The following is a 21,248-nucleotide window of genomic DNA, read 5'->3' as shown; positions in this document are numbered from 1 at the left end:
GCGGGTCCCTCACAGGAGACCTTGCGATTAAACGTTAAGGCATAACGCTTACTGGATCTTCGTTGACGTCAACGACAGGTTGCTCCAGAACTCGTTGTTGGATGGGTCAATGTTGTAGCCTTTGACCCGCTTGTTAACTGGACTCCAAGTGTAAGCGAAGGAACCAGGGGCCACGGCGGCCTGTTCGTTCATGTAAGCTTGCCACTTCTTGAAGATCTTGGTCCGGTAGCTATCGTTCCAAGCCTTCTCACTGTTCATTTCATTCATCAACTTCGTGTTTTCTTTCGAAACGAAGTGACCCATGTTGTAAGGGGCTTCAACCCCGTACAGTTGCGTTGGCGTTGGTTCGGAAGACAGCCCCCAGGCAGCGGCGTAAACGTCAATCTTGCTTTGCTTTGGCGATTGCAGGGTGGAGTAGAAGCTGTTCATTTCCATGGTCTTGCCACCGGTCAACTGAACGTTCAAGCCAATCTTGTGCCATTGTTGCAGGTAATCTTGGTACTCAGCGGCTTGCGCGGAGGTCCCGGTCATGGCGCCGAAGTAGATGGTCAACTTCTTACCATTCGGATCGCTCCGCCACTTGCTGCCGTTACGCTTCTTGTAGCCGGCTTCATTCAAAAGCTGTTTAGCCTTCTTCAGGTTCAACGGGAAGCCTTTTTCGGAAGAATCCCAGTACTTCGTGAAGATTGGTGGAATCAGGGTGTTCGCCCGCCAAGTCATGCCGTACCCAAACTTCTTGGTGACTTGATCCAGGTTCAAGGCGTACATCATGGCTTGCCGCAAGTTCTTGTTGGCCATCTTGCTGTTCTTATCCATGACGTTCTTGCCTGTCTTAGTGTCGTAGTGGCCGACGTTAAAGCCGAAGTAGTCGTAACTCAAAGCGGCACTGCCGACCATCTTGTAATTCTTCAAGTTCTTTAATTGCTTGTAGTCGGTTCCGTGCATGACGCCACCAGGAGCCGTAAAGTCATACTTCTTGGACTGGATAGCCTTGTCGATGTTGTTCGAGGAAACCACGTTGATACTGATGTGCTTGATCTTTGGCGGCTTGCCGTAGTAGTACTTGTTCGGGGACCAAGTCGTAGATTCGCCTTCGACCACTTTATCCAGCTTGTAAGGCCCGGTGAAGATTGGGGATTTCCGAACTTGCTTGGAAGCGGCTAACTTAGCAATTGGCACGTTCTTGATATACTCGTAAGGTTCAACGGTCGCCCAGAGGAAGGAGTTCCCACTGAACTTCATGCTTGGTGAGATGCTGGAGTAGTGGATGACCACTTTCCGGCCCTTTTGACCGTCTGGGAAGGTGATACCGGAGATGGTCTTGGCTTTACCACTGTGATATGCGGCCATCCCTTTGATCCGAGCATAGTCAGAAGAGTACTGCTGTGACGTCGTCTTCTTATTGGCAATCACTTCATAAGGGTACTCCACGTCCTTAGCGGTGACCGGATCGCCGTTCGACCACTTGGCGTCTTTCCGCAGCGTTATAGTAGCCGTATTGTTCTTCCGGCTGAGCCGCAGGTTAGCTAACCCACCGTCGATGATCTTGTAGTTCTTGTCGACGTTAAAGAGGCTATCTGAACCACCAGGTGCAAAGACGTCGGAGTCTTCCGCGTTAGATGCCAAGACGGGGTCTGAAATCCCTTGGAACGGCGAGTCGTTTGGTTCGGCGACCTTCAGCGTGGTGTTGTTAGCGGCCGTCGTGCTCTTCGCCTTGTTGTTGTATGATTCGGAGAGCTTGACGGACGCGTTGTCGTTGGCGCCAGATGAGCTCTTCTTACTGCTACTGCTGGAACAAGCAGCCAGGCTCAAAGTGGCTAGCACGGCCATAGCCGAGAGTGCCAATTTCTTTTTTACCATATATGTTTCCCCCTTAAATAAAATCCTCATGAACGGGTGACCAGTCGGAGTTTCTAAAAGAAATCAGGGCTGGGTGAAGCTGGATATCGTCACTAACTGGATGGCACCATCTCCTTAACTGGGTGGAAGTGAAGTTAGTCGCCAGCGCCTTGACGTTGCGACGCGTCGGCGGCCCGGCGAATAACTTGACCGATGTAACTAATGGATAAACAAAGAATAATGATCTCTAACGCCGCAGGGAGCCAAGTCCACCAGTACTGGGTGATGTTGTTGGGGTCGTTGGCGTTAGCAATCATGGTCCCTAAAGACGGTGTCTGGGTCGGTAAGCCAAAGCCCAGGTAGGAGAGCCCGGTTTCGACCCCGATGTTTTCAGCGAAGGACAAGGTGGTGTCAACGATGATCAGTGACGAGATATTTGGCATGATCTCGCGAAAGATAATCTTAAAATTGCTAGTTCCCGAGGTCTTGGACGCGGCCACGTAATCCTTTTCCGATTCGGCCAAGGTCCGCGAACGAATCAACCGGGACGTGCCTTCCCAGTAAAAGATGGAGAAGATCAGCGTCAGAGTGATGGCGTTATAGTGCGGGATGATGGTGACCAATACGATGATCATCATGGTCATCGGTAGCATCATCATGAAGTCGTAGACCCGTTGCATGCCCCAGTCGATGTAACCGTTGAAGTAGCCGGAGATGAGTCCCCAGCAGATCCCGAAGGTGGACGAGATCACGGTCAGCCCGATAGCAATGCCAATCGAGTTTCTGGACCCCACGATGAGTTGCTTGGCGACGGAGCGACCGGCGGAATCGGCGCCGAGCCACATGCCGTCGGTGCCGGGGCGGTCAAAGTAGGCCATGATATTGGTCTGCATCATTTTGGGCGTGTTGATAAAGAGACTGGCAATCATCACGAAGAGGATGAAGCCCACCACGATGACTAGAGCGACCATCGCGGGTTTGTCGGCCTTGAATTCGTCCCAGACGATGCGGGCCGATGACGGCGTGGCTTCAGCCTCGGCTTCTTGCGAAAGCCGGGCGAGGTCGTTAGCCGAGACATTGGTGTTGCGGTTAAAGTTTTCTGCCATGGTGTTATCGACCTCCTATTCAATCCGAATCCGGGGATCGACAATACTCAAGATGATGTCTGAGAGCAGGGTCCCTAACAGGTTCAAAATGCCATAAATTAAGACCAAAGCGGTGATGACGGTGTAGTCCCGATAGCTGATTGAGTTCACGAAGAGCAGGCCCATGCCGGGATAGGAGAAGACGGTCTCGGTGAAGATCGACCCGTTCAGTAAGCCGGTAATGGAGTAACCCGCGAAAGCCGCGATAGGTAACAGGGAGTTTCGGAAGATGTGGTGCCGGTAAACGTCCTTGTTCGGGACCCCTTTGGACCGGGCCGTCCGCACATAATCGGAACGTTTGGCATCGATGACTTCGGAACGCAGGTACTGGACGATGTTAACGGTACTGAACAGTGCTCCCAAAATAGCCGGTAAGAGAATATGATAGGCGCGAGACCAGATAGATTTAAAGCCGCTAGTCGCGTCCGCCGAAATCGACCCGGTCGTGGGGAACCACCCCAGCACGTAGCCGAAGATCCAGATACCGATGACCAAGATGACGAAGAAGGGGATGCAGTAGGTCACATAGGTGTAGACCCGGATAACCGTGTCGGGTAACTTTCCTTCATGCCGGCCGGCAAAGACGCCCATGGGTAACGCCAACGCGTAGGTCAAGACCATGGTCAGTAAGGCTAACCAGAGAGTGTTGGCCGCCCGGCTACTAATCAAGCGGGTGACCGGTTCTTGGTACTGGTAGCTGTTCCCCAGGTTACCGTGGAACAGATGGACCACCCAGTTCCAGTATTGCTGGTACCAGGGGTCGTACAGCCCATTGATTTTCATTAAATGGTGAATCTGGGCGGGGTCCGCCTTGGGGTTGATCGAGCCGGTAAACGGGTCACCGGGCATGGCTTTCGCCAGTAAGAAGACTAAAATACTTAAAATAATGACTTCGGGGATCATGATGAGGACCCGCCGTAAAATCGTTTTCCACATTAGACGTCCGCCTCGCTTTCCTGGTGGGCAAGTTGCTGGGCAATATCCGGTGGGAGGGCCACCTGATGGGTCGGCGACACGGCGACCAGCGGATAGGCCCGTCCGTTATCGTCGTAGTACTTATCCTGCTGCTCACGGTAGATTTCCTCAACGGCTAACCGGGAAGCCCGGTGTGCGGCGCGTTGGGACACGTCGGTGCGGGGAATCGCGGCTAGCAAACGCTTGGTGTAAATATGGAGCGGGTGATTATAGATATCGTCACAGGTCCCAATTTCAACCAAGCGACCGCGGTTCATGATGGCCAAATTGGTGCACATGTGGCGAACCACGCCTAAATCGTGGGAAATGAAGAGGTAGGAGATACCGAAGTCACGCTGAATCTTTTTCATGAAGTTCAGTACCTGAGCTTGCACGGACAAATCCAACGCGGACACGGGTTCATCGGCGATGATCAATTTGGGATTGGTCGCCACGGCCCGAGCGACCCCGATCCGTTGCCGTTGGCCCCCTGAAAATTGGTGAGGATACTTATACAGTGCATCGGCATCTAACCCAACGATGTCGAGAAGTTGCAAGACCCGCAGTTTCTCGTCTTGCTTACTGAGATGTTCAAAGTTCCGCAGGGGTTCGGCGATAATGTCTTCAATCCGTTTCCGAGGGTTCAAACTAGAGAGTGAATCCTGAAAAATCATCTGAACGTCGTGGTTATAGTCGAGCTTGCGCCGGTTGTTGCGGCGGGTGATGTCGTGTCCGTTGTAGAGAATCTGGCCGCTAGTGACCTTTTCGAGACCCACCACGGATTTACCGGTCGTTGACTTGCCCGACCCGGATTCACCCACCAAACCATAAGTTTCACCGGCTTCGATGTTGAAGCTGATACCGTCTACAGCGGGGACTTCGTCGGTGATGCGGTTCCAGAATCCCGACCGAATCGGGTAGTGGACCTTAAGATTTTTGATTTCAACTAAACTCATGGGGTCACCGGTCCTTTCTGCTGGTCGGGAAACGTGAAGACCTTGTAACAAGTGCAGCGGACCGAATGCCCCGGCGCCACCGTGTGCATGGTGGGTTCGGCTTCATGAGCGCTTTGCGGGACCCAGGGAATCCGAGGGGCAAAGCGGTCGCCGCCTTGGGGCATCCGTTGAAGGGAGGGCACGTTGCCCTGAATCACGTACAGGTCGTCGTTTTCGTTTTCCCGTTGGGGCATCGACCGTAGTAAGGAACGGGTGTAAGGGTGCTGGGGGGTGGTAAAAATCTGTTCGGCACTACCCTCTTCGACAATCTGTCCGGCGTACATCACGGCGACCCGGTCGGCCGTCTCGGCAACGACCCCTAAATCGTGGGTGATGAGGATGATGCCGGCGTGGTTCTCCTGTTGAATCGCCCGTAAGACGTCGAGGATCTGGGCTTGGATGGTCACATCGAGCGCGGTGGTCGGTTCATAGGCGATAATCAAATCGGGTTTGCAGGCAATCGCGATGGCGATGATGACCCGTTGGCGCATCCCACCGGAAAGTTCGTGGGGGAATTGCCGGGCGGTCCGTTTGGGGGCCACGATGCCGACTTGGTCCAGAAGTTCGAGGACCCGGGCGTGCTTGGCATCGCGCGACAAATCGGAGTGGTAGTCCATCACCTCACTGATTTGATCCTCCACGCGTTTTAACGGGTTAAGGGCTGACAAAGGATCTTGGAAGATCATGCCAATCTTAGCGCCCCGGTAATCATTGTACTGGTCGTCGGAGAGCTGCAGTAAATCGGTCCCTTCAAAATCAATCACGCCGGAAGTCTTAGTTTCGGCGGGGTCATGGAGTCCCATGATCGTCGTGGCCAAGGTACTCTTGCCGCAACCGGATTCGCCCACAATGGCCATAATTTCATCGCGGTGGACCTGCAGGTTGATGTGTGAGATGGCGTCATAAAAGCGCCCGTTAATCTTAAAGGCGGTGCTGACGTCCTGGATGTTCAGAAAGTTCGTTGCATTTTCCATGGAAAGCCCCCCCCATTTTCTAATGTATCTCTCATTTTCAGGCAAACGCTAATGTAATCAGCGTTTTGATGAAGCTTTAATCTGATAATCGTTTATTGTGATTGATTATAGTTAATCAAATTCTCATTTTCAACCCTGTTTTATGAGAAAAGTCCTCAAACTTTATTCATGAATTATTCATAATCACCGCTAAGCGGGCATTAGCACGGGCTCCTGGGAAGATAAGAAAAAAGTAAGTGTCAGAAGCAAGGAACGGTCACAGGACTAACCAACGGCCTGGGGGTATGGCCGTGGTGACCACGCCAGCAGCAAGATGTGTACGGACTCGCCACGATTTCTCAGAATGGTGTTGAACCTGCGTCGTGCTTGACCCCAATTATTAACTAAATGAGTAGACGACTGCTGGAAGAACCACCTGGTAGGAATGGTTGTTTCACTTACTAGTCAGTAGGAGTCACCGTTAGAGTTGACTGGTGACGAGCCAAATTTTGGACAAAAAAAGCGTTGTTGGATGAATTAGCATCCAGCAACGCAGGTAACGGTCGGCCGGTGAGACGTCTTAGCCGTGGTGGGCGGCATGACTCTTACGGTTGGCTTTTTTACGGTTTTCTTCAAAGCGAGCTTCTTGGTCTTCGATGGGTTGGACGACCTTTTTCTTAAAGGAGAAGACGGCGCCGGCAACGGCACTGGCAGTAGCCACGACCCCAAAGAGGAACCCCTTGGTAAAATGTTTCATTTTAAGTGAACTCCTTTCAGTGGGCAAATCAATTATCCGCTTCCATTATGCAGGCTTGGCAGTGAAATAGCTAGTGATTTAACTCCATTTGGCCTTAAGTGGACGGTGGCCACATTTTTTCTGCGCGGGCGGCAGTCCTATGTTACCCTTAACTTATCTTAGATTGAGGGGACCCTGATTATGGAAAAAGTGTTGGCCATCGTGGGCCCGACAGCGGTCGGCAAGACTGCGTTGGCTTTGAAGTTGGCCCAAAAATTCAATGGTGAGATTATTTCTGGGGACTCGATGCAGGTGTATCGCCACCTGGATATTGGCACGGCCAAGGCCACCCCGGCCGAACAGCGGGTGGTGCCTCAGTATCTGATCGATGTGTGTGACGTCACTCAGCAGTTTACCGTGGCCCAGTTCGTGGTAGCCGCCCGGCCGTTGATCACGGCCATTACGGCTCGGGGTCATTTACCAATCATCGCGGGGGGAACCGGCTTTTATTTACAGGCGCTCTTCGATGGCTTGGCTTTGGGAGCCGATGCGCCGGGTGATCCTGAGATTCGGCAAACGTTACGCCAGGAAGCCGCCGAACAGGGCCCCGAAGCGTTGTGGCAGCGTCTACAACAACGTGACCCGGTAGCGGCCGCGAAGATTCCGCCGACTAATATCCGGCGGACGGTTCGCGCACTAGAGGTGATTCAGGTCACGGGCCAGTTGTTCTCCCAGCAGAAAAATGGGGGACCGACTTATGATGAGCAATATGTGGCGTTGACCACGGACCGTCAGTTGCTGTACCAACGTATCAATCAACGGGTGGATGTGATGGTTCAAAACGGGCTATTAGATGAAGTCCGCTGGCTGGCCCAGCAGGGTGGGAGTGCCTTACCCGCTGCCAGTGGCATTGGTTACCGCGAACTCTTACCAGTCTTAGACGATCCTGAGCGCTTAGCGGCGGGCATCGACCGCGTCAAGCAAGATTCCCGCCACTATGCCAAACGACAATTGACTTGGTTTCGGCACCAGACGATGGCCCGTTGGTTTAATCTCGTGCAACACCCGGAACAACAGGACCAGGTGGTGGATCTCGTCACCCGGTGGTGGGGGCATTAGTTTTTACGATTAACTAAAGATGGGGCGGAAAACGAGGTTCATGTTATAAAATCTAACACGATACCTTGACTCCCCCCGGTGGCGTGGTATGATATCGGTAGTGTTGAAGGGGGGTCGGTAGGTTGAAAGGTAAAGAACTTCGACGGTCACTGGCCGTTTTACCAATTGGAACCGTGATGAAATTGACGAGTTTGACTGCCCGGCAAATTCGGTACTACGAGGCGCAAGAACTTATTACGCCACAACGTAACGAAGGCAACCGGCGCATGTATTCGTTGAACGACGTCGACCGGTTGTTAGAAATCAAGGATTATCTCGATGATGGGGTCAACGTGGCGGGCATCAAGGCAATTTACACCCAGCAAGCCCAAGCGGCCGCGGCCAAAAAAGCAGCTCAAAAGCAGCCGTTGACGGACGAGGACGTGCGACACATCTTGCAGGATGAAATCTTGCGTCAGGGCGGCCTTAACCGGCCGAACGCTGCACACGAGCCGCACCGGCCTCTTTAGCAAGTAAGGTAGTTTGGCAGTTAAAAATTTGATAGGGAGCGATTTGAATGGCAAAACCGGCATACACAAAAGACGATATTCGTCAGATGGCGAAGGACGAAGACGTCAAGTTCTTGCGGTTAATGTTCACTGACCTGTTCGGTACGATCAAAAACGTGGAAGTCCCAATCAGTCAATTAGGAAAATTATTGGATAACAAGCTCATGTTTGACGGGTCTTCGATCGATGGCTTCGTCCGTATCGAAGAAAGTGACATGTACCTGTATCCCGACTTATCCACGTGGATGATCTTCCCGTGGAGTACGGAACGGGGCAAAATCGCCCGGGTCATCTGTGAGGTCTATAAGCCCAACGGCGAACCTTTCGAAGGCGACCCGCGGAACAACTTAATTCGGGTCCTCAGCGATATGCGTAAGGCCGGTTTTACCGACTTCAATATCGGTCCAGAACCGGAATTCTTCCTGTTCAAGATGGATGAAAACGGGAAGCCGACCATGGAATTAAACGATAAAGGGAGCTACTTCGATATGGCCCCGATGGACTTGGGGGAAAATTGCCGACGGGAAATCGTACTGACCCTGGAAAAAATGGGCTTTGACGTCGAAGCGGCCCATCACGAAGTGGCTCCTGGCCAACACGAAATCGACTTCAAGTATGCCGATGCGTTGACCGCGGCGGATAACATCCAGACCTTCAAACTGGTTGTCAAGACGATTGCCCGCAAGTACGGGCTGTTCGCAACGTTCATGCCGAAACCGTTGACGGGCATCAATGGCTCAGGGATGCACCTGAACATGTCGCTCTTCCACGACAAGGGCAACGCCTTTTACGACAAGCAGGGGAAGATGGAATTATCTGAAGACGCGTTCCACTTCCTGGGCGGTCTGTTGAAGCACGCCCGTAGCTTTACCGCTATCTGCAACCCCATTGTGAACAGCTACAAGCGGTTAGTGCCGGGGTACGAAGCGCCAGTTTACGTGGCCTGGTCCGGGTCGAACCGTTCACCATTGATCCGGGTCCCAAGCTCACGCGGCTTATCGACACGGTTAGAGTTGCGTAGCGTTGACCCGGCGGCCAATCCTTATTTGGCCATCGCAGCGGTCTTAGAGGCCGGCTTAGACGGCTTACGGAACCAGCTGGTCCCACAAGAGGCCGTGGACCGCAACATCTACCGGATGGATGCCGAGGAACGGCAAGAGAACCACATCACCAATTTGCCAGACACCTTGCATAACACCCTTAAGGATTTGGCGGCTGATGAGGTCATGCGTAACGCCATGGGGAATCACCTGTACCAGAGCTTCATCGAAGCCAAGAACCTCGAGTACAATTCCTACCGGACTCAGGTTTCCCAGTGGGAACGGGACCAGTACCTGGAACTCTACTAAAGGTTTAGGTAAAAATTTAAATTTTGAAACGGGACCGTTGATGGCGATGTCATCAACGGTCCTTTTGGGTCTTGGTATGACGGCCGTAGCGTTTGACCGAGGTAAAAGGGTCTACCGGGTAAATTATGGCGGTCGTCATTATAAAAAGTATTGTTTTTGGTCAAAATTGGGGCAAACTGCTTTATTCTGTGTCTTTTTTTGGTAACATGAACTTATAACCAATGTTCACGGCAGTGCCTAAGAACACGAGAATGAGGGATAATTCATGGAAAATCAAGAACAGCAAGCAAGTGCTGCCGACGTTTTAACCCAGGCAATCGCCAACAAACTCGATTACTTGAGCACGTTGCAGGCAGCGGTTCAACACGGCGATGACCGGCAAGTCTACGAATTACTTGACCAGGTCCGCTATCATAAAGAGGTCAAGAAGACCCGGGCGACTAAGACCGTGAATCATCTTGCGGAATTGGTCGACAATATTCACCCCCAGATCAGTCACTATTTAAGTGACCGGCTGATTGATTATTTGGGTCATATTTACCCGTTCTTTTACTATGACGAGTACACGACGGGCCTCTTTCACATTTATTTTGGGAACTGGTGGGATCGGCGCCTGTTTGGTGACCTCGATGTGATTAACGTTAAATTCGAGTTCGACCAGACGGAGTACCAGAAGCTCCAACAGTCCTTCAACCTGGAAAGTCAGCATCAACGCTTGAATACGGCGCAAATCGAGAAGATTTCGGCGCAAAGTGAAGACCTGCAAAAACTGATGGATGCGCAGCCAGTTCGGGATAATCAAAAGACCAAGTTGCGTGAACAATTAAAAGAAAATAGTCAAAAAAGTAGCCTGCCATGGGACTCCGGCAAATTAAAGGACGAACGGCAAGGCATCATCGACCAGTTGACGCAGTTGGCTGACCAGGACGAAAAAGCCTTGAACGCACACAAACTGATTAAGAAAAACGACGACCAAATCCTAGTGTTGTCCAAGGAAGACACGATTTTAAACTACGAAAAGCAAAGTATTCGGGATGCCTTTGACGACTTTGAACACTTTGAGGCCCACAATCAAAGCCTCTACGCTGACTACCTCAATAGTCTGATTGGCAAGAGTGAAGGCGGGGTGAAGGCTGATGATTAATGACAATGATCCAGCAACTCTGACGATTAGTGGTCGGTTGTTGAACTATAACGAGGCCATTAAGAGCGGGTTGGCTACCGGCTTAAAATTTACCCAGCTGATGGACCAACTGATCAAGACCCACGATGCCGATGAACTGGTCGCTGCGGCAACGGAACTGGCCGACTTTCAGTTGGATTCAGATTACGTGACCTTTCCGCACCAATACAGCAACGCGGACTACTACTTATTGTTCATGTCGCGGATGCTAGAACTGCATGATCAGGGTAAACACGTCATGCTGCAGTCCCGAGATCACCAAGAAGAATTGACCCAACAATTGACCCCCTTGGGTGACCGGGGAACCTTCAACTTTCGGGTCGAGACCTCCGCTAATGGTGGCGTCTTCTACCGCGAGAAAGCGACGGGCCAATCGCTCTTTTACTTAAATTTAGACCGCAAGATGTTTCGGTTTAACAGCCACGCGCTAACTCAACTGTTCATCATTGATCTGCACGAGACGGTCCCTGCCGATACGGTCAAATCTTCCGTTCAGGTTTTGGTCGACTTTGCCCGGTATCTGAAAGAGGACTATGGCTACTCCGTGGACTTCAACATTTTAGACGCGGCGAACCGACAGAATTATGCCGTGCGTTCGGCAGATTTACCAGCCGGTGTGGTTGACCGGCTGTTCGTGGCTGCGGCGAAGCACGATTACATGCTGACCAACGGGGCGAACGGCAACGGGGCCCGCATCGAACTGGATAAGGGCGTGACCGTGGACATTTTCAACAACCAACTGGAGGGTCAACCGGAATGGGTCCTGACCGTCCACGATGATGAACAGAAGATCTCCTGGTTTGATATCCTGTTACGTTACCCGTTCATGCGGGATTGGTACTTAGAAAATTTGAATGATTTAGAGGTCGTTTCGGATCCCTTGATTTTTAGCTAGGAGGAACGTGTGTGTTAGAACTTGCCAAACTCGTGCAACAGTCCATCGCGCTGGATGAGCAGATCACCCGCGACCGTGATCTCGAACTGTCGCGCACCCGTCAGATTGAAAACGCCTACGTGGCGCTGGACGTTGAACTAGCCGAAGTGGCCAACACTTCAGAATGGTTCAAAGTCTGGAAGACCCACCGGGGGAAAAGTGACCCGAACAAAACGCCACGGGAAACGCTGTTGACGGAGTACACCGACGCGCTAGATTTCTTCTTATTAGTGGCGGCCAAGAAGACCTGGACGCAACTGATCATGCTTAAGGAAGAGGACTTGACCTTGCTGGAAAAGAGTCGGCCGGCCAAAGACCTCGACCAACAATACTTAATCTTGAAACGGATGGTCTTTAACAGTCACTTCAGCCACCGGCAAGATGATTTTCGCCACGCTTGGCGGCTCTTCTTGAAATGGGGCTTCGTTGATTTAGGCTTCAGTCAAGATGAGATTCAAGCGGCTTACGAAGCCAAACGTGAGGTCAACTTAAAGCGTCAGTCAGCGGATTACTAATTATTAAGTTAACAGCTAGCAAGAAATGCGCCCAGCTAAATCTAGCTGGGCGCATTTTATGGTTTGATGGCAGGAAAAAGGCTTGACAGGAGCAGGGGCTTCCGGTACAATTCTCATGTTGTATTTGTGGACTTCCACAGCTGCAACCGCTCGGAACGAGTTTCTAAGTGTCGCTTTGCGGCCACTTGTCTTCGGCGAGTCTAAGTCTTAACTTATAAGGAGGTGCACATAGATGTACGCAATTATCGTAACTGGCGGTAAGCAGTACAAGGTCGAAGCTGGCCAAGCTGTTTACGTGGAAAAGTTAAACGTCGAAGCCGGCGCTAAGGTCACTTTTGACCAAGTCGCTTTCGTCGGTGGTGAGACGCCTAAGATTGGGACGCCTACTGTAGATGGCGCAACTGTTACGGGAACTGTTGAAAAGCAGGGCCTGGAAAAGAAGGTTGTGACCTACAAGTACAAGCCTAAGAAGGGTCAACACACCAAGAAGGGTCACCGTCAACCATACACCAAGGTTGTCATTGACGCCATTAACGCTTAAAGATTAAAGGAGCGAGTCCGGATGATTCAAGCTACGATCCATCGCGGATCCGATCGAATCAATTCATTTCAAATCACTGGCCACGCCGATTCCGGTGAATATGGTCAGGACATCGTCTGTGCCGCGGTCTCGGTGCTTGCGATTACGACGGTCAACGGGTTACAACGGGTCGCTAAGATTCCAGTTACCGTGGACAATCGTAATCAGGCGGGGGGCTTTCTGGAAGTGCACCTGCCACCAAAGCTGGAAGCAACGACCGAACTTAAGGGACAAACGTTACTCCAGAGTTTTGCGGATGGATTACGGGACGTCGCCACGAATTATGCCGACTTCATTCACTTGAACGAAGTCGTTGATTAAATTCACGGGGGTGAAACAATATGTTGATGAACATGAACTTACAATTCTTCTCTCACCATAAAGGTGGTGGGTCCACTGCCAACGGGCGGGATTCTGCAGGTCGTCGTCTTGGGACGAAGGCTGCCGACGGTTCAACCGTAACTTGCGGTTCTATCCTTTACCGGCAACGGGGCACGCACATCTACCCAGGCCAAAACGTTGGTCGTGGTGGAGATGACACCTTATTTGCTAAGGCAGCTGGTGTGGTTAAATTCGAACGCTTAGGTCGCCACAAGCGCCAAGTATCCGTTTACCCAGTTGCTGAAGAAGCAGCTAAATAATCACGGGGTTTTCCTCGTACGACTGAAGAGCTTGAGGCGAGACCAATTCGCTTTGAGCTCTTCTTTTGTTCCACAACCTTGAGGAGGGGTTAGGATGGCCACAAGAATCGAACGGTTACGCGCCGCATTGCCGGCGTTAAGTGTAGATAGTTTCTTAATTCAGGCACCCAGCAACCAACGTTACCTAGTTGGTGCTAGTGTGTTAGCCGGTGACGGCTACGTCTTGGTGACGCCCAAACGGGTGGTCTTCATCACCGACGCCCGTTACCAAACGGAGTTGCAGACGACGGTGCCTCAAGTTGAACTGGTCATCACCAGAAACTACCTGCAAGCAGTCAACGACGTGTTACAGGCCGACCAAGCGACGGTGTTGGGCTTCGAAGACACGTTGAGTTGGCGGGAGTTTTCCTGGTTAGATGAAAACCTATTGGCCGACCCGGTCCCCTTAACGGGCGTAGTCGACCAATTACGGCAGGTCAAGGATTCCAGTGAAATTGCGGCCTTACGGCACGCTACGGCTTTGACCAGTCAGGGCCTAGAAGCGTTGTTTAAAGTCCTACGCCCGCAAATGACGGAACGGGCCGCGGCATTATGGCTGACCCGCTGGATGCAAGACCACGGCGCGATTGGCGAGAGCTTTGCGACCATTGTGGCCAGTGGGGCCCGAAGTGCCTGGCCCCACGCCCAGGCCAGTGACCACCCCCTCGAACAGAACGCTTTGGTGACCATCGACTGTGGATTTTACGTGGACGGGTACACGTCTGACGTGACGCGGACCGTGGCGCTGGGCGACCCGGGTCCAGCGTTGACCGCCGCGTACCGAGCCGTCCAGACCGCCCAGGAGAAGATCAAGGCGGCAGTTAAACCCGGTGTCACCGGCGCAGAGTTGGACCAAATCGGGCGTGAGTATCTGACCCAGGCCGGGTACGGTCAAGCCTTTATCCACGGGACCGGACACGGCATTGGCTTAGATATTCATGAGGGCCCCAACATTGGTGCTGGTTGGCCAGACAAATTGGTGGCCAACCAGGTCATCACCGTAGAACCGGGCGCCTATTTCCCGCAACAAGGCGGGATTCGCATCGAAGACGACTTACTGGTGACCCCCAGTGGTCACGAGGAGTTGACCTCGGTGCCGCGAGAGTTAATTATTTTGTAAACTAACCCCCTGTCTTGCTTTTTAGGGGGGAGAATTGATATTATAAAGAGGACATCTTTTAGGAGGCTGACACATTATGGCAATTTCAACTGCTAATTTCAAAAATGGTTTAACCATCGAAGTCGATCACGCTATCTGGCGGATCATGGAGTTCCAGCACGTTAAACCCGGTAAGGGTGGCGCATTCGTGCGGACGAAGCTGAAGAACTTACGGACTGGTGCCGTGCAAGAAAAGACTTTCCGGTCCGGGGCTAAGATGGAACAGGCGGACATCCAAACGCGCAGTATGCAATACTTGTACGAAGATGGCGACAGCCGGGTCTTCATGGATACGGACAACTACGAACAAATCGCGGTACCAAACGATACCATCAAAGATCAACTCCCATTCTTGCAAGAAAACATGAACGTGGATTTGATCCAGTACAACGCCGAAGTGTTGGGCATCGAAGTGCCAAACACGGTCGTCTTAGAAGTGGCTTCAACGGAACCGGGCATCAAGGGGAACACCGCTTCCGGTGGCTCCAAGCCGGCAACTATGACCACGGGCTTAGTGGTTCAAGTGCCTTTCTTCGTTAACGAAGGCGACAAGTTATCCATCAACACGCAGGACTCGACTTACATTTCTCGGGCCTAAGTGCAACGGACTTAACTGACGTTTAATCTGTAAGGGAGGGTCAATGAATGGCAGAAGATACGAATATTATTTTAGAATCCAAGGAACCGGCCTTAGGAAAGATTGAAGTCGCGCCGCAAGTTCTTGAAATCATTGTCGGCATTGCGGCTAGTCAGACCGAGGGCGTGGCCCGGATGCGGGGTTCTTTGGCGAACAGCGTAACGGAGCTGTTTGGCAAAAAAGAACACGGTAAGGGTGTCAAATTGACGTTTGATGGCGACGAACTCGCTGTGGACGTTTACGTTTACCTGAACTACGGTGTCGCCGTTCCCAAGGTTGCCTTAGCCATTCAGGATAGCGTCAAGCAACAATTGTTGTTCATGACGGACCTTGACTTGCGTGAAGTCAACGTTCACGTGGAAGGCGTCATTCCCGAAAAGACGGCGCAACAGGTCGATCCTGATCACCTGTTCAACCAATCAGATGAAGGAGACAGTGAGCAATCGTGACACTTACACGACATCAAATTCGGGAGCGGGCTTTTCAAATGCTGTTCGCCCTCAATGCCAACGCGGACGCTGACCAAGAGGCACTCTACCAACGAGTGTTAACGGATGATCCGGACCAAACGGTTCCCGTGCCCGAGTATCTGCAGACGTTGGTCACCGGGGTGTTAGACCACCAACGGGACCTAGACGCTGAGATTACGCGTTACTTGAGTGCCGGCTGGCAACTGCAACGGATTGCGAAGACTGACCTGGTGATTTTACGCCTGGCATTCTTCGAAATCGATCACGTCACCGATGTGCCGAACCGAGTGGCCGTCAACGAAGCCTTGGAATTAGCCAAGAACTTTAGTGATGACCGGTCGCGGCGGTTCATCAACGGGGTCTTGGCCCACACGTTAGATGACGAGGCCAGTGACGACGCGCAAGCGTAATCAGTGCCTGACGTGACGTCTTAGGGTCACCCAATCAAAAAAATAATCACTAACCGGTGCTTCAGGACTTTGAGTTCTTGAAGCGCCGGTTTTGTGTTTTTTCGGAGTTTTTCGGGTTCTTGCACCCGACCGGGTTCGTTTTCAGTTCAAATATGCTAGAATTAGACATGACTTTGTGGGTGCCGTAACCTGACACCGACAACATTGGTGATCATTTATGAGAATCACTGATGAAATTACTTTACTATGAGACGGGGGAAGTTAACATGACGACCATCATTGATGGCAGACAGTTGGCCCGTGAGCTGAACGCAAAGACCCAGCAACGCGTGGCCCAGCTAGCCCAACGGGGGATTACGCCCGGACTAGCAGTCATCATCGTGGGGACAGACCCTGCAAGTTCGATTTACGTTCGTAATAAACATAAGAAGGCCGGGCAACTGGGGATTCGTTCCGTGGTCCGGACGTTTTCACCAACGGTCAGCCAAACGGAATTATTGGCGGCCGTGGCGGAATACAACGCCGATCCCACAATCGACGGGATCCTGGTGCAATCACCACTCCCGGCAGGGTTAGATGAGCGGGCAGTTTTTGACGCTATTGCCCCAGAAAAGGACGTTGACGGGTTCCATCCGCTGAATACCGGCAAATTATTCGGGAATCTTCCCGGACCTTACCCCGTATCCTGCACGCCACAGGGGATTATGACCATGCTGAAGAGCCTCCACCAGCCACTGGCAGGGAAGCGGGCCGTGGTGGTTGGACGCAGTAACATTGTCGGACGGCCGATGGCGGCGTTGCTCTTAAATGCCAATCTCGTGGTCACGGTCGCCCACCGCTACGCTCAAGATTTGCGGGCACTGACCAAGACGGCCGACGTCTTGGTGGTGGCGACGGGCATTACCCACTTGATTAAAGCTGCCGACGTGAAGCCGGGGGCCATCGTGATTGACGTGGGCATGGATCGCGACGCTCAGGGCAAATTGACCGGCGACGTCGACTTTGATGCGGTCAGTCCCGTAGCGGGGGCCATCACCCCAGTACCTGGCGGTGTGGGGCCGATGACGATTGCAACGTTGATGCAACAGACCGTGGATTTATGTGAGTGGAGGGAACAACGTGGCAACAACTGATTACTTAACGGTTACAGCGTTGACCCAATATTTAAAACGCAAGTTCGACATGGACCCTTATTTGGGCAAGGTCTATCTGACCGGAGAGATTTCCAACTTCCGGTTACGGCCGCACGCGCATCAATACTTTAGTTTGAAAGACGACCACGCTAAGATCAACGCGATCATGTTTCGCTCAGCCTTTGAAAAGTTGAAGTTCACTCCCGAAACGGGGATGAAGGTCCTGGTCGTTGGCCGTATCTCGTTGTATGGGCCCAGTGGGAACTATCAAGTCTACGTGGAGCGCATGGAACCAGACGGGGTGGGGCAACTCTACCAGGCCTATGAACAATTGAAACGTAAACTCGCTAGCGAAGGGCTGTTCACGGCGCCCAAGCAGGCGTTACCACGTTTTCCCAAGCGGATTGCCGTGGTGACCAGTCCGAGTGGGGCCGTGATTCGCGATATCATGACGACCACCAAACGACGTTTTCCCATCGCCCAGATTGTCTTATACCCGGCGTTGGTCCAGGGCCAAGAAGCGGCGGATGACATCGTGCGTCAGATTACCAGGGCTAACGCCAACGGTAGTTTTGACACCTTGATTATTGGTCGGGGCGGGGGGTCCATCGAAGACCTCTGGCCGTTCAACGAGGAGAAGGTCGCCCGGGCCATTGCGGCCAGTACCTTACCTGTGATTTCATCGGTCGGCCACGAAACGGATACCACCATCGCCGATCTGGTGGCTGACGTACGGGCGGCAACCCCGACCGCAGCGGCTGAACTGGCGGTGCCGGTCTTAAGTGATGAGTTGGTCAAGCTCCAACAACAGCAGACCCGCTTGGTCAACGCAATGGCTAACCGCATCAAGTTACGCCAGGAACGGTTGAACCAATTGATGACCAGCTATGTGTTCCAACAGCCACAACGGTTATACGAGACCTACGTGCAGCGGCTGGACAACGCGCAACAGGGGTTGACTCAGCGGATGCAACTACAACTCCAGCAGCGCCAGCAGCGCGTTCAATTGGTCACCCAACGGTTACAGAGTCAAACGCCACTAGCATTAGTGCGCCAGGACCAACAACAGGTCACGGTCACGACGGAACGGCTGACCAACGAGATTCACCGGTACTTGACGACGCAGGAGAATCGCGTGGCCCAACTGGCTAGCGGATTGGACTATTTGAGCCCGTTGAAGATCATGAGCCGCGGATACAGTTACGTGACACAAGATGATCAGATTATTCGTCAAACGGCTGCTTTGAAGCCGGGACCTGCCACGATTCACTTGAGTGACGGGACGGCCGAAGCCGAAATCAAGACTATTAAACCAGCAACGGAGGCTAAACATGACTGAAGAAGCACCAAAACCAACCTTTGAAGAAAATTTGAGTACCTTAGAAAACATCGTGACCCAATTGGAAAAAGGTGATGTCCCCTTGGAACAGGCCTTAGCCCAATTCCAAAAGGGCGTGGCGTTGAGTAAGACGTTGCAAACGACCCTGCAAGACGCTGAAAAGACGTTGACCACCATGATGAACGATAACGACCAGGAGGTTCCATTTGAAAAGCCGCAGGGAGGCCAAACGGATGCCCAGTAACGCACGTCAACGCTTAAGTGATTTTGAACAGGCGTGGGTGCCCCGGTTGAATGCGCCGTTAGCCGCGGCGGTGCAGGCAGACACCACCGACGTCCGGCTGGCTGAAGCCATGACGTACTCGTTGTTGGCTGGCGGCAAGCGGTTGCGGCCGTTACTGACGGTGGCAACGTTGACTACGGTCGGCGGCCAGTTCGACGATGACCGTGATTGGCGGCCCGTGATGGCGTTAGAGCTATTACATACCTATTCGCTGATTCACGACGATCTACCGGCGATGGACAACGACCCCTTACGCCGCGGAGAACCTACGAACCACATGAAGTTTGGGGCCGGGATGGCCACCTTAGCCGGCGATGGGTTGTTGACGCTGGCCTTTCAGTGGCTGACCGCCACGGACTTGCCTAGTGAGACCAAGGCTGCGTTGGTCAGTGGCTTAGCCCACGCGGCTGGTCCTAACGGCATGGTCGCGGGGCAAGCGCGCGACATTCAGTCCGAACAAGTGACTCTGTCGATGCCGCAGTTACAGACGCTTCACCGCGAAAAGACCGGCGCTTTGTTGCATTACGCGGTCGAAGCCGGCTTGATTCTGGGCGGCTTACCCACGGCGCAATGGCAACCGTACTTACGGTTCGCTGATGCTTTTGGGCTGGCCTTTCAGATTTACGATGATATTTTAGACGTCGTGGCGACGCCCGAAGAATTAGGCAAGGCCACGCAAAAGGACGCCGGCGAAGCCAAGAACACGTACCCCGGACACTTGGGTTTACAGGGCGCTAATCAGGCGCTGATCGACACGATCGCTAGTGGACAAAAAGCCCTGAAAGCCTTACCGAGTGGGCAAGATGCGAGTTTATTAGCGGCATTCTTTAGTTACTTTAAAACGGATCGGGTGAAGGCATGAAGAAAAAACGCGTCGCAGATTTATTAGTGGAGCAGGGCCTCTACACCTCGCTGGACGACGCCAAGCGCGCCGTGATGGCCGGGGAGATTTTGGGGACCAATGAAGAACGGCTCGATAAACCCGGGTCGTTAGTGCCTATCGATACTGAACTTCACCGCAAGGGGCATCCGTTGCCGTACGTGTCGCGCGGCGGTTTCAAGCTTGCCAAGGCCCTGGAAGTTTTTGGTATCGACGTCACCGACCAGGTGGTCTTAGACATTGGGTCGTCGACCGGGGGCTTTACCGACGTGATGCTTCAAAACGGAGCCAAGTTGAGTTACGCTCTCGATGTCGGCAGTAACCAGTTAGTCTGGAAACTCCGGCAAGACCCGCGGGTCATCGTAATGGAACACACTAACTTTCGCTACAGTCAATTGCGTGACTTTACCCACGGGCAACCGACCTTTGCGTCAATCGACGTGTCGTTCATCTCGTTGAAGATGATTTTGCCGCCGTTGAAGGCCATTTTGAAGGTTGGCGGTGACGTGGCGGCGCTCATCAAGCCCCAATTCGAGGCCGAACGTGACCAGGTCGGCGCGCACGGTATCGTCCGGGATCGTGCCGTCCACGAGGCTGTGATCCAAGAGATCATCGACTTTGCACTAGCTAACGGGTACAGTGTGTTGGGCCTCGATTTTTCCCCCATCAAGGGTGGCGAGGGCAATATCGAATTTTTGATACACTTGCATTCGGTTGATAAAGATGCAGTTTGTGCGGATACCGTGTCGGTCGCTAAGACCGTTACGGCAGCCTATGCGGACTTAAAGCACTAGATTATGAGAAAATTGAATATACTTCCCAATTGCTTAGCGCTGGTATATGATAGATTTATGCATTTTAGCGACTAAGGGGGGACTTAGGTGTGAAGAAGCAAGAACGACAACAATTATTGAAGCGATTACTCACGACCCGCGAGATTCAACGACAGGAAGACTTTGTGGCGTTACTCGCCGCAGAGGGGATTCAGGTCACGCAAGCCACCATTTCCCGCGATATTAAGGAGATGCAACTGGTAAAGTTACCGGCTGAATCCGGGGGATATCGGTATAGTTTACCAGTCCAAAAGAAGATCGATACCCAAAAAAAGTTGCAACGCACACTCCGAAACGCCTACGTCTCCTTTGCAGTGCAGGACCAATTCACGATTCTGAAGGTCTTGCCCGGTAACGGACCGGTGATTGCGTCACTCTTAGACCAGATGCGCTATGACTTTATCTTTGGCACGGTGGGGGACGACAGTTCGGTACTCACGATTTGTGTTTCCCACCAGGGTGCTTTACAATTAGAACAAACGATTGACCGCATGCTTGCGGATTGATCACGGACGACCACGACTCCCGACCAGCTTCAGCTGACGACGTAGCGGTGGTCGTTTAGTTTAGGGGG

The 21,248-nt window shown here is 52.5% G+C and carries 25 protein-coding genes and 1 other annotated feature; of the genes, 19 read left to right on the top strand and 6 right to left on the bottom strand.

Annotated features, from left to right (window positions below; genetic code table 11):
• Nucleotides 1–48 precede the first annotated feature (48 nt).
• From H3M12_RS10040 to H3M12_RS10015, 6 genes are all read right to left on the bottom strand, one after another.
• Nucleotides 49–1,860, bottom strand: a complete 1,812-nt coding sequence (locus H3M12_RS10040) for an oligopeptide ABC transporter substrate-binding protein (RefSeq protein ID WP_182150693.1) — start codon at nt 1,858–1,860, stop codon at nt 49–51.
• A 134-nt stretch (nt 1,861–1,994) separates the two neighbouring features.
• The gene (locus H3M12_RS10035) at nt 1,995–2,945 is read right to left on the bottom strand and encodes an ABC transporter permease (RefSeq protein WP_129031661.1); all 951 of its coding nucleotides are present in this window, start codon (nt 2,943–2,945) and stop codon (nt 1,995–1,997) included.
• Between the two features lie 15 nt (nt 2,946–2,960).
• A complete protein-coding gene (locus H3M12_RS10030) occupies nt 2,961–3,920 on the bottom strand; it encodes an ABC transporter permease (protein WP_129031660.1) in 960 nt (319 codons plus the stop codon).
• On the bottom strand, nt 3,920–4,894 hold the full coding sequence (locus H3M12_RS10025; RefSeq protein WP_129031659.1) for an ATP-binding cassette domain-containing protein: 975 nt from the start codon (nt 4,892–4,894) through the stop codon (nt 3,920–3,922). The genes H3M12_RS10030 and H3M12_RS10025 overlap by 1 nt, the downstream gene beginning before the upstream one ends.
• Nucleotides 4,891–5,907, bottom strand: a complete 1,017-nt coding sequence (locus H3M12_RS10020) for an ABC transporter ATP-binding protein (protein WP_129031658.1) — start codon at nt 5,905–5,907, stop codon at nt 4,891–4,893. The genes H3M12_RS10025 and H3M12_RS10020 overlap by 4 nt, the downstream gene beginning before the upstream one ends.
• Before the next feature lie 559 nt (nt 5,908–6,466).
• The gene (locus H3M12_RS10015) at nt 6,467–6,643 is read right to left on the bottom strand and encodes a DUF3042 family protein (protein ID WP_129031657.1); all 177 of its coding nucleotides are present in this window, start codon (nt 6,641–6,643) and stop codon (nt 6,467–6,469) included.
• A 180-nt stretch (nt 6,644–6,823) separates the two neighbouring features.
• Between H3M12_RS10015 and miaA the strand changes: the two genes are divergently transcribed.
• From miaA to H3M12_RS09920, 19 genes are all read left to right on the top strand, one after another.
• A complete protein-coding gene (gene miaA, locus H3M12_RS10010; RefSeq protein ID WP_129031656.1) occupies nt 6,824–7,741 on the top strand; it encodes a tRNA (adenosine(37)-N6)-dimethylallyltransferase MiaA in 918 nt (305 codons plus the stop codon).
• Nucleotides 7,742–7,863: 122 nt separating this feature from the next.
• Nucleotides 7,864–8,250 carry a MerR family transcriptional regulator gene (locus H3M12_RS10005; protein ID WP_129031655.1) on the top strand — a complete coding sequence of 129 codons (387 nt, stop codon included), beginning with the start codon at nt 7,864–7,866 and terminating at the stop codon, nt 8,248–8,250.
• 47 nt (nt 8,251–8,297) lie between these two features.
• A complete protein-coding gene (gene glnA, locus H3M12_RS10000; RefSeq protein ID WP_129031654.1) occupies nt 8,298–9,638 on the top strand; it encodes a type I glutamate--ammonia ligase in 1,341 nt (446 codons plus the stop codon).
• Between the two features lie 265 nt (nt 9,639–9,903).
• Complete coding sequence (locus tag H3M12_RS09995; RefSeq protein ID WP_129031653.1) at nt 9,904–10,782, top strand: exonuclease SbcC; 879 nt, start codon at nt 9,904–9,906, stop codon at nt 10,780–10,782.
• On the top strand, nt 10,775–11,716 hold the full coding sequence (locus H3M12_RS09990; RefSeq protein WP_129031652.1) for a hypothetical protein: 942 nt from the start codon (nt 10,775–10,777) through the stop codon (nt 11,714–11,716). Before H3M12_RS09995 ends, H3M12_RS09990 begins: the two co-directional genes overlap by 8 nt.
• Before the next feature lie 11 nt (nt 11,717–11,727).
• Nucleotides 11,728–12,270: a dUTP diphosphatase gene (locus H3M12_RS09985; protein WP_129031651.1), complete on the top strand. Its 543-nt coding sequence runs from the start codon at nt 11,728–11,730 to the stop codon at nt 12,268–12,270.
• 134 nt (nt 12,271–12,404) lie between these two features.
• Nucleotides 12,405–12,482 (top strand) — a sequence feature (ribosomal protein L21 leader region).
• A gap of 20 nt (nt 12,483–12,502) precedes the next feature.
• Nucleotides 12,503–12,811 (top strand): 50S ribosomal protein L21, encoded by a 309-nt coding sequence (gene rplU, locus H3M12_RS09980; protein ID WP_129031650.1) that lies wholly within the window; start codon nt 12,503–12,505, stop codon nt 12,809–12,811.
• A gap of 21 nt (nt 12,812–12,832) precedes the next feature.
• Entirely contained in the window at nt 12,833–13,171 is a 339-nt protein-coding gene (locus H3M12_RS09975) for a ribosomal-processing cysteine protease Prp (protein WP_129031649.1), read from the top strand.
• Between the two features lie 26 nt (nt 13,172–13,197).
• Nucleotides 13,198–13,491, top strand: coding sequence for a 50S ribosomal protein L27 (gene rpmA, locus H3M12_RS09970; RefSeq protein WP_129031729.1), 294 nt, complete (start codon nt 13,198–13,200; stop codon nt 13,489–13,491).
• A 94-nt stretch (nt 13,492–13,585) separates the two neighbouring features.
• On the top strand, nt 13,586–14,650 hold the full coding sequence (locus tag H3M12_RS09965; RefSeq protein WP_129031648.1) for a M24 family metallopeptidase: 1,065 nt from the start codon (nt 13,586–13,588) through the stop codon (nt 14,648–14,650).
• 76 nt (nt 14,651–14,726) lie between these two features.
• Nucleotides 14,727–15,287 (top strand): elongation factor P, encoded by a 561-nt coding sequence (efp, locus tag H3M12_RS09960; RefSeq protein ID WP_129031647.1) that lies wholly within the window; start codon nt 14,727–14,729, stop codon nt 15,285–15,287.
• Nucleotides 15,288–15,334: 47 nt separating this feature from the next.
• Entirely contained in the window at nt 15,335–15,775 is a 441-nt protein-coding gene (locus tag H3M12_RS09955) for an Asp23/Gls24 family envelope stress response protein (RefSeq protein WP_129031646.1), read from the top strand.
• Nucleotides 15,772–16,206 (top strand): transcription antitermination factor NusB, encoded by a 435-nt coding sequence (gene nusB / locus H3M12_RS09950; protein WP_129031645.1) that lies wholly within the window; start codon nt 15,772–15,774, stop codon nt 16,204–16,206. Before H3M12_RS09955 ends, nusB begins: the two co-directional genes overlap by 4 nt.
• Before the next feature lie 266 nt (nt 16,207–16,472).
• Nucleotides 16,473–17,339, top strand: coding sequence for a bifunctional 5,10-methylenetetrahydrofolate dehydrogenase/5,10-methenyltetrahydrofolate cyclohydrolase (locus tag H3M12_RS09945; protein ID WP_129031644.1), 867 nt, complete (start codon nt 16,473–16,475; stop codon nt 17,337–17,339).
• 49 nt (nt 17,340–17,388) lie between these two features.
• Entirely contained in the window at nt 17,389–18,678 is a 1,290-nt protein-coding gene (gene xseA / locus H3M12_RS09940) for an exodeoxyribonuclease VII large subunit (protein WP_233449241.1), read from the top strand.
• Entirely contained in the window at nt 18,671–18,922 is a 252-nt protein-coding gene (locus H3M12_RS09935) for an exodeoxyribonuclease VII small subunit (protein WP_129031642.1), read from the top strand. Before xseA ends, H3M12_RS09935 begins: the two co-directional genes overlap by 8 nt.
• Nucleotides 18,912–19,823 carry a polyprenyl synthetase family protein gene (locus H3M12_RS09930; protein ID WP_182150692.1) on the top strand — a complete coding sequence of 304 codons (912 nt, stop codon included), beginning with the start codon at nt 18,912–18,914 and terminating at the stop codon, nt 19,821–19,823. Before H3M12_RS09935 ends, H3M12_RS09930 begins: the two co-directional genes overlap by 11 nt.
• A complete protein-coding gene (locus tag H3M12_RS09925) occupies nt 19,820–20,635 on the top strand; it encodes a TlyA family RNA methyltransferase (protein ID WP_129031640.1) in 816 nt (271 codons plus the stop codon). Before H3M12_RS09930 ends, H3M12_RS09925 begins: the two co-directional genes overlap by 4 nt.
• An 89-nt stretch (nt 20,636–20,724) precedes the next feature.
• The gene (locus H3M12_RS09920; protein ID WP_129031639.1) at nt 20,725–21,180 is read left to right on the top strand and encodes an arginine repressor; all 456 of its coding nucleotides are present in this window, start codon (nt 20,725–20,727) and stop codon (nt 21,178–21,180) included.
• The last annotated feature ends 68 nt before the right edge of the window (nt 21,181–21,248 follow it).

It is taken from the genome of Levilactobacillus suantsaii, from assembly GCF_014069315.1.
In the GTDB taxonomy this organism is placed as follows: Bacteria; Bacillota; Bacilli; order Lactobacillales; family Lactobacillaceae; genus Levilactobacillus; species Levilactobacillus suantsaii.
This window is presented reverse-complemented; position numbering and strand designations above follow the sequence as displayed.

What these genes read in the sequence shown, in the direction of transcription:
- H3M12_RS09990 (WP_129031652.1), top strand. Translation starts at nt 10,775, where the DNA reads ATGATTAATGACAATGATCCAGCAACTCTGACGATTAGTGGTCGGTTG.
- rplU (WP_129031650.1), top strand. Translation starts at nt 12,503, where the DNA reads ATGTACGCAATTATCGTAACTGGCGGTAAGCAGTACAAGGTCGAAGCT.
- H3M12_RS09965 (WP_129031648.1), top strand. Translation starts at nt 13,586, where the DNA reads ATGGCCACAAGAATCGAACGGTTACGCGCCGCATTGCCGGCGTTAAGT.
- rpmA (WP_129031729.1), top strand. Translation starts at nt 13,198, where the DNA reads ATGAACATGAACTTACAATTCTTCTCTCACCATAAAGGTGGTGGGTCC.
- H3M12_RS09975 (WP_129031649.1), top strand. Translation starts at nt 12,833, where the DNA reads ATGATTCAAGCTACGATCCATCGCGGATCCGATCGAATCAATTCATTT.
- H3M12_RS10030 (WP_129031660.1), bottom strand. Translation starts at nt 3,920, where the DNA reads ATGTGGAAAACGATTTTACGGCGGGTCCTCATCATGATCCCCGAAGTC.
- xseA (WP_233449241.1), top strand. Translation starts at nt 17,389, where the DNA reads ATGGACCCTTATTTGGGCAAGGTCTATCTGACCGGAGAGATTTCCAAC.
- H3M12_RS09995 (WP_129031653.1), top strand. Translation starts at nt 9,904, where the DNA reads ATGGAAAATCAAGAACAGCAAGCAAGTGCTGCCGACGTTTTAACCCAG.
- H3M12_RS10040 (WP_182150693.1), bottom strand. Translation starts at nt 1,860, where the DNA reads ATGGTAAAAAAGAAATTGGCACTCTCGGCTATGGCCGTGCTAGCCACT.
- H3M12_RS10025 (WP_129031659.1), bottom strand. Translation starts at nt 4,894, where the DNA reads ATGAGTTTAGTTGAAATCAAAAATCTTAAGGTCCACTACCCGATTCGG.
- H3M12_RS09925 (WP_129031640.1), top strand. Translation starts at nt 19,820, where the DNA reads ATGAAGAAAAAACGCGTCGCAGATTTATTAGTGGAGCAGGGCCTCTAC.
- glnA (WP_129031654.1), top strand. Translation starts at nt 8,298, where the DNA reads ATGGCAAAACCGGCATACACAAAAGACGATATTCGTCAGATGGCGAAG.
- efp (WP_129031647.1), top strand. Translation starts at nt 14,727, where the DNA reads ATGGCAATTTCAACTGCTAATTTCAAAAATGGTTTAACCATCGAAGTC.
- H3M12_RS09945 (WP_129031644.1), top strand. Translation starts at nt 16,473, where the DNA reads ATGACGACCATCATTGATGGCAGACAGTTGGCCCGTGAGCTGAACGCA.
- H3M12_RS09935 (WP_129031642.1), top strand. Translation starts at nt 18,671, where the DNA reads ATGACTGAAGAAGCACCAAAACCAACCTTTGAAGAAAATTTGAGTACC.
- H3M12_RS09955 (WP_129031646.1), top strand. Translation starts at nt 15,335, where the DNA reads ATGGCAGAAGATACGAATATTATTTTAGAATCCAAGGAACCGGCCTTA.
- miaA (WP_129031656.1), top strand. Translation starts at nt 6,824, where the DNA reads ATGGAAAAAGTGTTGGCCATCGTGGGCCCGACAGCGGTCGGCAAGACT.
- H3M12_RS10020 (WP_129031658.1), bottom strand. Translation starts at nt 5,907, where the DNA reads ATGGAAAATGCAACGAACTTTCTGAACATCCAGGACGTCAGCACCGCC.
- H3M12_RS10015 (WP_129031657.1), bottom strand. Translation starts at nt 6,643, where the DNA reads ATGAAACATTTTACCAAGGGGTTCCTCTTTGGGGTCGTGGCTACTGCC.
- H3M12_RS09930 (WP_182150692.1), top strand. Translation starts at nt 18,912, where the DNA reads ATGCCCAGTAACGCACGTCAACGCTTAAGTGATTTTGAACAGGCGTGG.
- H3M12_RS10035 (WP_129031661.1), bottom strand. Translation starts at nt 2,945, where the DNA reads ATGGCAGAAAACTTTAACCGCAACACCAATGTCTCGGCTAACGACCTC.